At 30.8% G+C, this 15,793-nt stretch carries 11 protein-coding genes; 9 read left to right on the top strand and 2 right to left on the bottom strand.

Annotated elements, in window-relative coordinates; all coding sequences use genetic code 11:
• The first annotated feature begins 205 nt into the window (after window positions 1-205).
• The 9 genes from GCL57_RS15080 (at window position 206) to GCL57_RS09540 (ending at window position 11,764) form a co-directional block, all read left to right on the top strand.
• The gene (locus GCL57_RS15080) at window positions 206-1,393 is read left to right on the top strand and encodes a methyl-accepting chemotaxis protein (protein WP_152213126.1); all 1,188 of its coding nucleotides are present in this window, start codon (window positions 206-208) and stop codon (window positions 1,391-1,393) included.
• Between the two features lie 163 nt (window positions 1,394-1,556).
• Complete coding sequence (locus tag GCL57_RS09575) at window positions 1,557-4,100, top strand: chemotaxis protein CheW (protein ID WP_152213125.1); 2,544 nt, start codon at window positions 1,557-1,559, stop codon at window positions 4,098-4,100.
• 38 nt (window positions 4,101-4,138) lie between these two features.
• The gene (locus GCL57_RS09570) at window positions 4,139-6,973 is read left to right on the top strand and encodes a hybrid sensor histidine kinase/response regulator (RefSeq protein WP_152213124.1); all 2,835 of its coding nucleotides are present in this window, start codon (window positions 4,139-4,141) and stop codon (window positions 6,971-6,973) included.
• Window positions 6,974-6,975: 2 nt separating this feature from the next.
• A complete protein-coding gene (locus GCL57_RS09565; protein ID WP_152213123.1) occupies window positions 6,976-7,461 on the top strand; it encodes a chemotaxis protein CheW in 486 nt (161 codons plus the stop codon).
• A 45-nt stretch (window positions 7,462-7,506) separates the two neighbouring features.
• Window positions 7,507-8,607 (top strand): chemotaxis-specific protein-glutamate methyltransferase CheB, encoded by a 1,101-nt coding sequence (gene cheB, locus GCL57_RS09560; RefSeq protein ID WP_152213122.1) that lies wholly within the window; start codon window positions 7,507-7,509, stop codon window positions 8,605-8,607.
• Window positions 8,608-8,615: 8 nt separating this feature from the next.
• Window positions 8,616-9,428: a hypothetical protein gene (locus GCL57_RS09555; protein WP_152213121.1), complete on the top strand. Its 813-nt coding sequence runs from the start codon at window positions 8,616-8,618 to the stop codon at window positions 9,426-9,428.
• Window positions 9,429-9,431: 3 nt separating this feature from the next.
• Window positions 9,432-9,800: a response regulator gene (locus GCL57_RS09550; protein WP_152213120.1), complete on the top strand. Its 369-nt coding sequence runs from the start codon at window positions 9,432-9,434 to the stop codon at window positions 9,798-9,800.
• A gap of 5 nt (window positions 9,801-9,805) precedes the next feature.
• Window positions 9,806-10,639 (top strand): CheR family methyltransferase, encoded by an 834-nt coding sequence (locus GCL57_RS09545; RefSeq protein ID WP_152213119.1) that lies wholly within the window; start codon window positions 9,806-9,808, stop codon window positions 10,637-10,639.
• 51 nt (window positions 10,640-10,690) lie between these two features.
• The gene (locus tag GCL57_RS09540; RefSeq protein ID WP_152213118.1) at window positions 10,691-11,764 is read left to right on the top strand and encodes a response regulator; all 1,074 of its coding nucleotides are present in this window, start codon (window positions 10,691-10,693) and stop codon (window positions 11,762-11,764) included.
• A gap of 11 nt (window positions 11,765-11,775) precedes the next feature.
• Here GCL57_RS09540 and GCL57_RS09535 read toward each other — a convergent pair whose 3' ends face one another.
• Window positions 11,776-13,797, bottom strand: a complete 2,022-nt coding sequence (locus GCL57_RS09535) for a methyl-accepting chemotaxis protein (protein ID WP_152213117.1) — start codon at window positions 13,795-13,797, stop codon at window positions 11,776-11,778.
• Entirely contained in the window at window positions 13,798-15,774 is a 1,977-nt protein-coding gene (locus GCL57_RS09530; RefSeq protein ID WP_152213116.1) for a methyl-accepting chemotaxis protein, read from the bottom strand.
• Between the last annotated feature and the right edge of the window lie 19 nt (window positions 15,775-15,793).

The following is a 15,793-nucleotide window of genomic DNA, read 5'->3' as shown; positions in this document are numbered from 1 at the left end:
TTTTAAAATATAATTGTTTATTCTTTATTTTAAAAATAAATATCTACCTATCATAAACTATTTTAAAATAACTGTCATAATTCTAACACTTTTTCATTTTTAACACTCATATCAGAGGCACTCAAAAAAATGTTATTTTATAAATATCTAAAATTGAAAATTAATTTTAGATATTTATAAAGTTCAAGAAAGTCAGGAGCAATGAATGGAAGAAGCCAAACTGATTGCACTCAAAACTTTGAACGAAGAAGAATATATTGGAATGGCTGAAAACTCTCCAATCAATATTTTGTATTGCGACTTAGACTTTACAATTAAATATATAAACCCAACGAGCAGAGAAACCCTTTTAAAAATTGAAAAATATCTACCTATTCGAGTCAATGCTATACTTGGTTCTTCAATAGATGTCTTTCATAAAGTTCCATCGCATCAAAGACGCATTTTATCTAATGATAAAAATTTACCCCACAGGGCTATTATAAATGTGGGACCAGAAAAATTAGATCTTTTAGTTTCTGCGATTTATGACAAGAATGATAAATATATTGGAGTCATGGTAACTTGGGATATTGTTACGGATAAAGTAAAACTGGTAGAAAATATTAAAGAAGCTTCACGCCAACTTGCAGCAGCAGCAGAAGAATTGAATGCCACAGCAAAACAGATGAGTGTGAACGCTGAAAAAACAACAGGAGTCGCAAACTCAACGGCTGCATCATCTGAAGAGGTTTCTCATGGCATGCGTTCAGTAGCAACGAATGCGGAAGAAATGTCATCGGCAATTAAAGAAATAGCACGCAATGCAACAGAAGCATCAACAAATACCTCTTTAGCTCTCAAACAAGCCCAAAATACAAACACAATTATTATTAAACTTGGTGAAAGCAGCCGTGAAATAGGAAATGTAATTAAAGTAATTAGCTCTATAGCTCAACAAACAAATCTATTGGCTTTAAATGCAACCATTGAAGCTGCACGCGCAGGCGATGCAGGTCGGGGATTTGCGGTGGTTGCAAATGAAGTAAAAGAACTTGCCAAACAGACTGCAAAAGCAACCGAAGATATTACAAATAAAATTACAGGAATTCAAACGGATTCAAAAAGTTCAATCGATGCTGTTTCTTTAATTAGTCAATCTATTGAAAAATTAACAAGCATTGCAAATGCAATCGCTGCATCGGTAGAAGAGCAATCAGCAACAACAAATGAAGTGTCTCGTATCGTGCTAGAATCAGCAAAAGGCGTATCAAATATTACGGACAACGTTAAAATTGTCTCCGAAGCGGCTATGCAAACCTCGAATGGATCTTCACAACTTCTTTTAGCATCAAAGTCATTAAGTGAATTGGCATTAAATTTAGAAAATCTCGTAAAAAATATTAAGGTCTAATATATAATTTATTAATTTATCAAGTTTTATTATTTCAATAATTATTTTCAAATTAGTAAGCTAGATAAAAATTGCATAGGAAAAAATTATAAAATTATTCTCAATATTACAAATCAACAATATGAGCCGATATTAAAATACAATTTTATAAAGAGTATTTTAAATGGAAAATGAAGATTTAAAAGTTCTTTGGATAGATGACGAAGAAGACAATCAAGATGCAATTGAATATATGATTTCAAAAACAAAATATATTCCAATTTATTCTTCCTCCCCAGAAAACGCTCTGGAAATTTTTTCAAATGACATGCCAAATATTGTTTTAGTTCTTTGTGATTATGTGATGCCTAAAATGACGGGCTTTGATTTTCGTAAAAAAATGCTCGAGATAAATGAAACAGTGCCTTTTGGAATTGTGTCCGGGCAAATTACCAAAGATATGGCTCTCGAAGGAATTGCTCTTAAAATATGTGGTTTTTTTGATAAACCTTTCAATGAAGAACTCATTTCTATAATGATTCTAAAGGAATCTAAAAAAAGAGCTCAATCAATAATAGAAAATAGGGCTATTGAAAAAACATTTATTGAAGAAGCATCCGGTATTTTAGATGAAATAGAACCTCATTTACTTTCACTAAACTACAATCGGCAAGATATTAGTGCGATGAAAGCAATTGCAAGAGGTGTTCATACATTAAAAGGAGCAAGTAGCTGTCTCAGTTCCAATATTTTAGCAAAATACATTCATAAATATGAAGATTTTTTCTCTCCTGTGCTAAATGGAAAAATTATATTAACGGATGATATTTATGACATACTTTTTATAGGTTTAGACAGAATTAAAGAGTTAATTATAAGTATTAAAGATAAAAAATTACATTTATTTAAATTACAAGAGTTATTAAATGATCTTAATTATCAATTAAACGAAATCCAAAAACCTCCTCAAAAAAACATAATTGAGAAGAAGCAAGAACCCCTCCAAACTCAAAAACCCAAAGATGCCATCTCAGTTCCCATTCAAATGCTCGATGAACTTTCAGGATTTTCTGGAGAAATAACAGTAATTCGCAATATGATAAATAAGATTATCTATACGTTAAATGTTAAATACAATAATGATAAAGATATTCAGTCTCTTGAAGAATTATTTGATGAAATGCACAAAATAAATAGCACCATACAAAATAGTATTACTGATTTATGCAAAGTGCCTCTCTCTGGTATTTTTAAACCTATTCCTAGAATTCTCAGGGATCTTGCTCGTGATTTAGGAAAAGAAATCCAAATAAATATAAATGGAGAAAATATTCGTGTTGCAAATAGTCTCAGTTTAGTTTGTAGCAACTCACTTATACATTTAATTCGAAACAGTGCTGACCATGGTATTGAGATGCCACATGAAAGGTTAGCTATACAAAAACCAGCGCATGGAACAGTTAATATTCTTTGTTCTGAAGATAATAATGAGTTACAAATTCTAATAAGTGATGATGGCAGAGGAATAAACCCCAAAAAAATCAAAGAAAAAGCTTTAGAAAAAGAACTTTTCAGTGAAAAAGTGCTTGAAGCAATGAGTGATCAACAAATTTTCGAAATAATATTTTCCTCTGGTTTTAGTACTGCTGCAACATTAACAGATGTTTCAGGCAGAGGAGTTGGTATGGATATGGTTAAATCTTCTGTTGAATCCGTTGGAGGTCAAATTGAAATTGAGTCACAAATAAATGCTGGAACAAGTTTTAAAATACGTTTACCTAAACCAAAATCTGTCTTAATTATTCACTCTCTTTTAGTAAAGTGTATGGATCGCTGTTTTGCAATTCCGCAAGATAATATTCTTCATGTTTTAAGAATTGAAAATAAAAATTATCATACTATGATTCAAAAAGTTGCTTCAGAACAAGTTTTATGCTATAATAATACTCTTTATCCTTTGCTTGATTTAAAAAAATTATTAAATATATCAAAATGTAATCAAGAATTAACAATTGACAACATCACAGAAATACTGATTTTACAAGCAGAAAAGTATTTATTTGCCCTCCATGTTGACGGAATACTTGATTCTGAAGAAATTGTAGTAAAAAGAATAAATGCATGCTTTAATTATAAAGGAGTTTATACTGGTGCTACATTTATGGGAGATGGATCTGTCTCACTCATTTTAGATATTAAAAACTTAGCTGAATATTCTGGAATTAAAAATTTTGAAACTAAAGTAACTCAAAAGCAAAATGAACCTACCCTTCTTACAGAAATTAATAAAAAAAATTCTTCAATGCAAGACTATTTACTATTTGATTTAGAATCAAAAACACTTTATGGAATACCTATAAATCAAGTATTTAGACTTGAAAAAATCGAAGAAAAAAAAATTCAATATTGTGGTGCAGAAAGAGCAATTATTTATCGTGAGAGTGTTATGCCAATCTATTCTATGGAAAAACTATTAAATATCCATATAAAAAAGCCAAGCACTGAAGTGAATAAAGAACATATTTCAATTATTGTAACCCATAATTCTGAAGGGTACATGGGTTTAGAAGTACCACATGTTATTGATATTGCTGCAGGAGAAAAAAATTTACTTGACGAAATAAGGGACAGAATTGGAGTGCTTGGCAATACTTTTATAAATGATAAAACAGTCACAATTTTAGATCTCCCAACTGTCATTCAAAATTCAGAAAAGTATAAAGTTTAGTTTTTTGCATATTTATAGGTATTAAGGGAATTAAAAAAATGGCACTAACACCAGAAGCAAAACAATCTGCCCTTTCAGAATATTTCGATGAATGCTATGAAATGCTTGAAAGATTAAATAAAAATGTTTCTATTGTTGAGAAAAATGGATCAGATAAAGAAATATTAGCCGCTATTTACCGTGATATGCACACATTAAAAGGCTCTTCACAATTATTTGGATTTGCCAAAATTGGAAGACTCGCTCATGTAATGGAAACCTGTTTAGATCCAATTCGCAAAGGAAAAACAAACCTTTCTCCAGAACTACTAGATAGCATTTACATAGGCCTTGACTTCATTACATTTACACTTGATCAGATTAAAGATTTAAAAAAAGAGCCAGACAGCCACGAAGAACTTGAAAAAATATTTGCTAAATTTCTCTCATCTGTTGAACTTAGCATTACAAATTTAAAGTCTCTTTCTAAAGATAAAATACTGCTTACCGAAGAAACATTCGAATACATCAAAGCAAAACCAAGCACTGAGGAGACAACACCAGTGTCTGTGGAAAACAAAAATGATACCGAAATACCCAGCTTTGAAATTTTTGATATGGCTGAAAACCCTGTTCAATCGGTTACTTCAGCGACAAGACCCGTTGTTCAAAGCAAGTTAGAAGAGCCTCAAACAAGTGACAAAAAAAATGTTTCAGATGAGCAAATTTCAGAAACAATTCGTGTCCAAGTCAATCTCCTCAACAATCTAATGAATCTTGTAGGAGAGCTTGTTCTCATTCGCAATCAATTGTTACAGCACGCCAAATTCAATGATGATGATACAGACTTTTTAAAAATGAGTCAGCGCTTAAATCTTCTAACGGCTGAGTTGCAAAATGAAGTCATGAAAACACGCATGCAACCCATCGGCAATGTATTAACAATATTTACAAGAGTTGTTAGAGATATATCTAAAGAACTTGGAAAAAAAATTGATTTAAATTTGCAAGGAATCGAAACAGAATTAGACAAAACTGTCATTGAAGCCGTAAAAGATCCGCTTATGCACATTGTTAGAAATGCAGTTGACCATGGCATCGAAACGGCTGAAGAGCGTAAAAAAGAAGGGAAAAAAGAAACAGCGCTCATAATACTAAAGGCTTATAATGAGAGTGGACAGGTTATTATTGAAATAATAGATGATGGACGAGGAATAGATAAAGAAAAAATCGGGGCTAAGGCTGTTGAAAAAGGAATTATTACTAAAGAAACATTATCAAAAATGACAGAAAAGGAAGTTCAGCTGCTCATTTTTACGCCTGGATTTTCAACGGCAGATGTTGTTTCAAATATTTCAGGTCGTGGCGTTGGAATGGATGTGGTTAAAACCAATGTGGAACGCATTGGTGGATTGGTTGATCTTTTCAGCGTACCCGGTAAAGGAACAACTATAATAATTAAAATTCCACTCAGCCTAGCAATTATACCAGCACTTATTGTTCATTCAGAGGGACAACAATTCGCAATTCCCCAAACAAAACTTGTTGAACTTTTACGTATTGATAACTCTGAAACAAATTCTGAAAAAATTGAAAACTTACAAGGTCAAGCTGTATTAAGACTACGTGGTAAATTATTACCGGTTATTTCTCTTGCACAAGTGCTTTTTAATAAGAGAAATAATCTTAATTTTGCTGAAGATGAGCACAATAAATTAAATCAAGAAAATATAGTATCAAATGTTGTTATTTTAAATGCTGATAATTTCTTATTTGGACTTATTGTTGATGAAATTAATGATTCTGCAGATATCGTAGTAAAGTCATTATCACAATTTTTAAAAGATTTAAAAGTATTTTCAGGTGCAACAATAATGGGAGATGGCACAGTTGCTTTAACAATTGATGTACTTGGGATTGCAGAAATAGCAAAAATTTCAATTGTACATACAAACGATCGACCCTCAAGCCATTTTCAAAATAAATTAGTAAATCATTATCATTCCGATATATGTGAATATTTATTAATCGACGCAGGAGCACCAAGTGCATACGCCATTCCATTATCAATTGTAAATAGACTTGAAGAGTTTGAAACAGAAAGATTTGAACTTTCTGGAGAACAAAAAGTAATTCGCTATCGCAATTCACTCCTTCCTATTTTATCACTTCCTGATTTTTTAGAGTTGCCTTTTGAAAATTCTAAAACAGAAATTATTAAAGAAAGAACTCCTATTGTTGTTATTAAAAGAGGGCATTTTTCTTATGGAATTGAAGTGAGAGAAATTTATGATATAATTGAAGTATCATCTGAAATTGATCAATCTGTTAAAGACAGACCTGGAATTTTAGGAACAATCGTAACAAATGAGCAGATAATTGTCATTGCAGATATATTTGGCATGATTGATATTGTTAAATCAAATCTAGAATCACAAAGTCATCCTCACTCAGAAATTGTTCACGAACCTCAAATTGTCACTGAAATCATTAAACGTCAAAATCATAGAATTTTACTTGTTGAAGACAGCTCTTTTTTTAGAAAATACATTCATTCTATTCTTTTAGAAGCGGGATATTTAGTAGAAACGGCTTATGATGGAGCAAATGGTCTAGAAATACTTGAAAGCTCTTTACAAAATCATTTTTCACTTATTTTATCTGACATTGAAATGCCAATAATGGATGGACTTGAGTTTGCAAAACACGTCCGAAGTTCAAAAAATCATAGTAAAATTCCTATGATTGCAATTACTACAAAATACACTCAAAACGAAATTCAAGAAGGATTAAGTGTTGGTTTTTCAAGTTATCTGGAAAAACTTCGTGCTGAAAAGCTTATTGCTGAATTGGATTTAATCCTTATTCAAAATAAAACAAAGGAGAAGAATTAAAAATGCATGAAGATATATCTAAAAACCAAGAAGTATTAATTAATAACAAGTCAGTTAATACAAAACAATTTTCAGCATTTTACTTGGACAATCGCCTCTATGGAATTGAAGTGAGCCGTGTTCAAGAAGTGGTTCGTTCCATGACAATGACCCCCATTCCTTTGGCTCCTGATTATGTAAGAGGTCTTATAAATTTAAGAGGGCAAGTTGCAACCGCAATTGGTTTAAGGGAGTTATTTGGTTTTCATGAACAGCTACCAGATGAATTTATAAATATTGTTTGTAAAATTGATGGTATGTTAATCTCATTTCAAGTTGATGAAATCGGCGACGTAATAGAAGTATCTGAAGAAGACTTTGAGCAAACTCCTCAAACAATTTCTGATAATATTCGTCGTTATATGATCGGCGTTTATAAAATTTCTAATTCGTTATTAAGTGCTATTGATGTTGATAATATAATAAAATTTTTAAATCATAAAACTTAGAGTTATTGTAAGCACTGTATATTTTTTTGTTTTAAAGGAACGGATATGAGAGTCCTTATAGTAGATGATTCCGTTGTATTTCGCTCACAAATAAAATCTGCACTTGAAGGGATTAATGATATAGTTGTAGTTACAAGCGCTGCAAACGGTAAAATTGCACTGGAACGTTTAGAGCAAAATACAATTGATGTTATAATTTTAGATTTAGAAATGCCTGTTATGGATGGCATAACAATGCTCGAAGAAATGAAAAAAAAATCATTTCTACAAAAAGTCATTGTTTTTGCAACTCCTACAGGAGAAGGAATTGATCTCGCACTCGCAGCGTTAAGGGCAGGTGCCTCAGATTTTATCTCAAAACCAATCTCTTCAGGCTCACTTGATGAAGCATTTGAAGGAATTCAAAAAGAATTGATTCCTAAAATTTTACAGTTTAAATCAAAAATTGATCGAAATTTAATCTACATAAATAAAAAAGACAAAGAAATAACAATTGAACCTACTCAAAACATACCTCAAGAAAATATTTATGAAAAAAAATTCTCATATCAAAATCTTACAAACACTAAACCAAAAGTTATTGGTTTTGGATCTTCTACAGGCGGCCCCACTGCCCTTGAAAAGATATTTGAAAAAATAAAAAATGTTCCTCTCAATATCCCAATATTTTTAACCCAACATATGCCACCCAAATTTACTGAAGCTCTTGCAAATAGAATTGCAGTCATCAGCGGGCATCCCACTCATGAAGCAAAGCATGGAGAAACAGCCTTAGCAGGACACATATATGTAGCACCGGGTGATTTTCATATGAGCATTGATAAGGCAAAAGATGGACAAAACATTGTAATCTGCCTAGATCAAGGCCCCAAACGCAATTCTGTCCGCCCCGCAGTTGATACCTTATTTGAATCACTCGCAAAAATTTATGGAAATAATTGTGTGGCCTTTGTTTTAACAGGAATGGGAGAAGATGGAATGATAGGAGCAAAGGCCATTAAAGAAGCTGCTGGAAAAATTATTATACAAGATGCTGAATCATCAACAGTTTGGGGCATGCCTGGATCTGTTCATGCCACAGGTGCTTATGATGGCATGGGAAATTTAGATGAGTGTGCTCAATATTTAATAAAAATGATTTCGTGAGGCCAACAATGCCTAAATTATTTTGTGAATTTCTTTTAGATAAAAAGTTAATTGAGCCTGAACAGCTTTTAGAAGCATTTATAGAACATCTAAGTCATATTCCTTCTACTGCGGAGATAATTTACAGTTTAAATATGCTAAGTAAAAATGATTTATTAGAAATTTTAATTCATCAGCAAAAAGAAGGAATGGATTTTCGTAGTAGCGCTAAATCTTTAGGTTTTTGGACATACAATTTCTCACAAGAAGTGTCTAAAAAAATTCAAAGCACACATAAACCATTTGGAGAAATCTTAATTCAAAAAGGATATTTTAATTTAGATTCTCTTTCAACAGCATTTGCTCACTATACAGATATTATAAATACACTCAAAGGGTCATCAATAAAAGAAATAAAAATCCCAGAAGCCCATAATCCAACATTATCAAATGAATATACTGCTTGTTTTAATAACAATATCTTACCAAATATTCAAAAAATAATAATAGCATTGAAGGATGAAAATATTTCTGCTGAAAATATCAAAATAGAAACACGAAAAGCTTTAGCAGAATTTGTTGCAGTCAGAGCTGCAGCTAATTTTCTAGGTGCAGAATATAGTCAAAAAGTTGCAAATGAAGTCGTAAAATATTTCCAAAAAATAATAGATAATAATGGACCTATTGAATTACAAAAAATTATTGAAATAATAGATCTTGCAGCACAAGTACTTATTCATTACTGTAATTGTCTTAAAAATTTTAATAATGAAATAAATTTAGATGAAAATCAAAAAATACTGATAAATAAATTTAATGAAACATTTAGAATAAAAGGATAAATCATGAAAATTCTCATAGTGGATGATTCAAAATCTGTTCATCGCCTGCTTGAAGAAATGCTAGACTTGCCTAATTTAGAATTTCAACATGTTTACAATGGACTCGAAGCAATTAGTGCAATAAAAGAAACAAATTTTCAAGCAGATCTTATTTTACTTGATTGGGAAATGCCAGAATTAAGCGGTATTGATACCTTACCTATTATAATTAAAAATCATCCTAACCAAACGATCTTCATGATGACAACAAAAAATTCTATGCCCGAAATTACAGATGCAATGCAAAAAGGCGCGAAAGACTATATTATAAAACCTTTTACAAAAGATATAATCATAGGCAAAATCAATTCCCTCCTTGAAGGAGAATATTAAATAATATGGAAGAATTTAATGACAATATTTTTAAATATTTTTCAAATCTTATTGAAAAAGAAACAGGCATACAATACGATGAAACAAATAAATTTTTATTATTCAGTCGACTGCAAAATCTAATTAAATTTTTAAATTTCCCAGATATTCTTTCTTTATGGAATGACATTCAAAGAAATGGACTCAATCAATCTGCAAAATTACTTATTCTTGACACCGCTACCAATAATGAAACATCCTTTTTTAGAGATCCAAAAGTCTTTGATTTTTTTAAATCGCACTTTGTTCCTAAAATAATGGAAAAGAGTGAAAAAATTAGGATATGGTGCGCAGCAACAAGTACAGGGCAAGAACCTTATACATTAGCAATGATAATGGCAGAATTAAAAGCCAAAGGGATAAATAAATCGTATGAATTACTTGGAACGGATATCAGCGAAAGAGTATTAAAACAGGCTTCTAGCGGAATATTTTCTCAACTTGAAATACAAAGGGGACTCTCTGCAAACTTGATGATTAAGTATTTTGAGCAAATTATAACAGAGACATCTAGTTTACCAAGTTATAAAGCCAAACCTGAACTTTCAACTTTTATGACATTTAAACAATTAAACCTATTACATGATTGGCCTAATATCGGAACATTTGATATTATATTTTGTAGAAATGTTTTAATTTATCAAAGCGTAGAAAATAAAAAAAATATTATTGCACGTTTTGCAAAATTATTAAATCCAAGGGGATATTTAATTTTAGGTGGTGCAGAAAGTTTATTGCAACTTTCCAATGACTTTGATTTTGAAACTTATGGCAATATATGCGTACATAGATTAAAGTGATTCTTTTTAAAAATGCTCATAACTTTGAAATTCCTCTGAGGAAGTATAATTATGAACGAAGCAACATTTGAATCTGAGATACGTTATACGTTCTTAGCAGAAACAAGTGAAATGCTTGAGGACATAGAAAACATTTTCATGCAATTGGAAAATAATCCTCAAGATTTTTCAAAAATGCCAAAATTATTACGCATTATGCATACAATTAAAGGATCGAGTGCAACAGTTGGTTACCATGAAATTGCAAACTTTACCCATAAATTTGAAACCCTTCTCGTTGGAATTCGTGATGGAAAAATAGATACAACTCAAGAAATTATTGAACTACTTTTAGAAGGCAACGATTGCTTAAAACAAGCTGTTTCCATACTGCATAAAAATTTAAAAGCTATACTCATTCATTTAACTAAAACTGAAAATAAAATTGATGCTATTTTAGAAGAAAAATTAAATAAAAAAATAGAAAATAATAAGTATGAAAACAAAATTACTACTGAATTTATTCCCAAGGTGAGTCAATCAAAAAATAATGAAAACAAAAAAGGAAGTATACTTGTTTGTGATGACGATAATGAACTTCTAGAAAGCATTCAAGAGATGCTACAAAATGAAAATTATTATGTTACAACATGTGACCACGCAGCAACCGCCTTAGAAATATTAAAAACTCAAAATATTGATGTTATAATGACAGATCTTAAAATGCCAGGAATAGATGGGCTTGAATTTACACAAAAAGTACGAAATATTAATATTTATATACCAATTGTATTTGTTTCTGGAAATATATCACGCGAACATGTACAGAAATTTCTTAGATTCGGAGTTATTGATTTTATAGACAAACCATTTACCATTGATAGTATTTTACTTGTTATTGGAAGAGCTATGCGCTCAAAAAATTTATGGAATGAACTCATAACTATTTCAAAATCATGTTTTAAAATATTTGTCTTTATACAAAAAATTGATTCACTTATAAGTGATAAAAATCCAGAATTTGAACACTCAAAAGAACGAGAGTTACTAAAAGAATGTTTAGCTGAAATTCAACAAACAACAGCAAGACTTTTAGCGGCTGAAAAAAATTCTCAGCAAAGTTATTCAAAAGAAAATCTAAAATAATCTTTTTATTATTATTTAATTTTACCAATAATTCTTAGTATTTCTTTATTTTTTACGGATATATTATTAAATTGGCGCTGTCCTTCACCCAAAATAAGATTTTGAATTTCACTTGCAACATTAAATAATTCTTTGCTTTGTTTACGCATTTCATTTGCAATTTTAGATGTTTCTTCAGCTTCTTTACTATTTTTATGCACAGAATTGCTCATAAGATCCATAGACACAGCAGATGACTGAACTGTTACTTTCTGATCATTCGTTCCATCATAAATTCCATTAGTTCTATCCCTAATCTCTGTAATACCCAGTGAAATTCTTTGAAAAGACTCAACAGCACGCCGACTCACTTGCAATCCTTCATTCACCCGCTCTTGAGTTATTTTTATTATTTGACTCACTTTTATATGACTTTCAGTGAGAAGAACGGAGATATCTTTTGCAGCATTTCCACTTATTTTTGCAAGGCTATCAACTTCTTCAGAAACGACAGAAAATCCTTTACCATACTCACCAGCACGTGCGGACTCTATGGATGCATTTAATGATAAAAGTTCTGTCTTAGAAACAATATCATTGATGGTAGAAGCTTTATTAATAATAACTGAAATCATTTGTTCCATTTTTTCGAGCTCAAGATTTGTCGACTTTATATCTGCAATTGCCTCGGCCATTTTATCCATTAAAATAGTTCCTTCAACAGACTTTTCATTAGCTCGATCAGAAATTGCTTTACTTTCATTTATAAGCTCTCCTGTACGGGTGATCATAGAAGTGATTTCAGCCATTGCCGCTGCAGTTTGATTTACAGAATTTGACTGATCAATAGTCATTTTCTTTACTTCATTGCATGAATTATCAAGTTCGAGGCTAGTATGTTCTGATTGAGATGCAGAATCACCGAGAGTTTCAGAAACAAAAATAAATTTTTTCCCAAGAGAAAAAGCAATTAAAAATAATGAAACAAAAGAAATTATAAAAATAATAAATATTATAAATATTGTCTCAAGAAATGAATTATTAACACTACGATAGGCTTCTTCTTCAAGAATACGCGTGATCACACCCCATCCCAAAGTCGGTAAAATTTGTTTTGATTTTAAAAGAGAATAAACAACAATATCTTTCTTTTTTTCAAACAAAGGATTTACGAAAACACCCATTCCTTCTTTTTTTGTAATTAAGTGAATAGCTGGTTCATAGCCTGCATTCGCTAAGTTAACATTTAATATTTCCCTAAAATCACGTACAATTTCTTTTGATCCACCTCTACTATGAGGATCATAATTAACAATAATTTGTCCCTTTTTATTAATAACCATTATTGCCATTTCATTAACACCCTGTTTTCGAATCGACTCAAAAGCAGATTGAATTTCTCCTTCCATCCAAATTAAATTTGCTCGAACAGAAAGAACTCCAATTATTTCACCTTTTGAATTTTTGACTGCAGTGCTAAAGCTATTTCCTAATTTCTTAACCCCATAAGCAATAGAAGAGATCAAATCAATTTGTACATCTTCAACATAAGTCCCCATTAATTTTCTTTCTGGGTCATCAGAAGTTTTACTTTCCATTACATTTATAAACCAATCTTCATTCTCATATGTTTTTTCTTTTAAAACGTCCTCATTTATTCTAGATCCGCCCATACCTAATGAGTTTGCTGCAATGAATTTTCCTCTTTTATCAACAAAAAGAATTATATCATATATGTCTTGGAAATTTCTATAATGATTAAGCACATGTGTTATAGCATTTTCATTCATGGTTTCATAAATTGGATTCGTTGCAAAAGATTTTACTTCGTTATATCGACTGGCAAAACGTCCTGAAATAAGCTGAGTTGTTGCAGATTGTAAAACATTTTGCTTTTCAACTAATTCTTTTCTTGAATGAAACCAACCTAAAAAATTTAAGATAATTGTGAACAAAGCTATTACAGATAAGAGACCTAAACACACAAAAATAATTCGTGACTGCAGCCTTAATGTATTGAATTTTTTAATTGAAAGAAAAGATAAAAATGACATTTACTTTCCTTTCTCTTCTAAATTAATTAACTCATTTTTAGCACCATAAACAAGAACTTGAATTGCAGTCATAATTTGAAATAATTCTTCACTCTGTTTATGAACTTGCTCAGAAGCATTTTGAGCTTTTTGTGTTTCAACCGTATTTTTTTCTGTTGATTTATCAATCTGTGTCATTGCACTTGCTACTTGCGAAATACCAATCTTTTGTTCCTTAGTAGCTTCTTTTATATTGTCTGTTCTACTTTGTAATTCTGTTATTTCATTTGCAATTTCAACAAATATTTTTTGTGCAACATCACTTGCACTCTGTCCCACTTCTAAGCGATTTTTAGTTGCTGCAATTATTTCATTTACTTGATGTTTTCCACCTTCAATAAGATGTCTTATTTCACTTGCTGTTTTTCCACTTGTTTTAGCTAATTGACCAACCTCTTCAGCAACAACGGCAAATCCTTTTCCTTGTACGCCTGCACGAGCCGCTTCTATTGATGCATTTAAAGAAAGAAGTTCCGTTTTCATAACAATTTCATTTATAACATTTGTCTTAGTATTTATTTGATTTATCATTTCAGATATCTGTTCTAATTCTTTATTTGTCTCTCTTATTTCAGAAACTGCATTTGCAAGTCTCTCCATAATTAAATTGCCTTCAGTGATTTCATTTTTAACATGATTTGAAATATTACTGCATTCATTTGCATTTGAGGTTGTTTGCGAAATCATACCCGTGAGGGTTCCCATAATTTGATTTGTTTCTGTTATTGATTTCGTCTGTTCACGAACTGTATCTGCAACATGGGTAAATGAAGTCTTTAATTTTTTACTCGTATTCTCACTCTCTGAAGAAGATTTCTTTAATTTATCAGAAAGAATATTAAAGCTTTTAGTTAAAGTACCTGTGAATTTTAAAACAAATATTATTGAAAAACAAAGTAGAAAAATAATAATAAAAACTGAAATATATGATAAACGATTGAGGTCACTAAACACATCTTCTGCAGGATCCATTGTCATTATACTCCAATTCAAACTTCTTAAAAATTTATTTGAATTAATGGGGGAGTAAGAAACTATCATGTCTTTTTTTTCTTTACCCAATGGGAAAACACCTTCACCAATTCTTCCTACAGAAAGAAATTTTGAAGGTTCAAAGCCTTCTATTAAAAGATTTTGTTTTAAAATGACTTCCATATCCCTTTTATAGTTATTTTCTTTATCCATTGTAGAATTATTTAAATCAACAATCGTTGTCCCTTTACCATTTACAATTAGGATTTTTGGAAAATGTGCTCCACTTTTTTTCAATGAATTAAATGCATTTTTTAATTCATTTTCCATCCAAGAGGCACTTGTTCTCGTGGTAATCACACCTAAGATATTTCCAGCTCTATCTTTAACAGGAGCACTAAATGCAAGAGTTATTTTATCTTTCCCATAGATTTCTGATGCCAGTGGATCAACTTGAAAGTCGTTTGAATAGGTACCTATAAGTCCATTCGTAATATCTTGAGTAAAATTTCCTTTTATTACGTTTTTAAACCAATCCCTATCAGAATAAATTTTACCTCTTAATAAATTCAAATTAGCTTGAACACCTGTACTTAATTTTGTGCTTGAAGCAATGTATTTTCCGCTTCTATCAACAAAAAGAATGAGTTCGCTCTGTGTAGCCGCTCTATATTTTTCAAGTAAATCCATTATCCGAGCAGAATTATTTAGCTGCATTAATGTTGCATCAAGGGCAATTGCTTGAATAGTTGTATAACGACCAATATATCTTCCACCAATAACATCATTTATTGAATCTAAAGCAACTGTAAAACTTTCAAATGAACGAGACTTTTGAACTTCTCTGTCTGTATAAATTAGATATAAAGAAAAAAGAGCAAGTGTAATATATGCAATTATGCTTGGAAACAATATTTTCGTGCGAAATGAAAGTTTACTCCAAAAACTTGTAAACAAGGAAACCATTTTTATTTCCTTCTATTAT

Origin of the sequence: Fluviispira multicolorata (assembly GCF_009208585.1) — a bacterium.
GTDB classification, from domain to species: domain Bacteria; phylum Bdellovibrionota_B; class Oligoflexia; order Silvanigrellales; family Silvanigrellaceae; genus Silvanigrella; species Silvanigrella multicolorata.
This window is presented reverse-complemented; position numbering and strand designations above follow the sequence as displayed.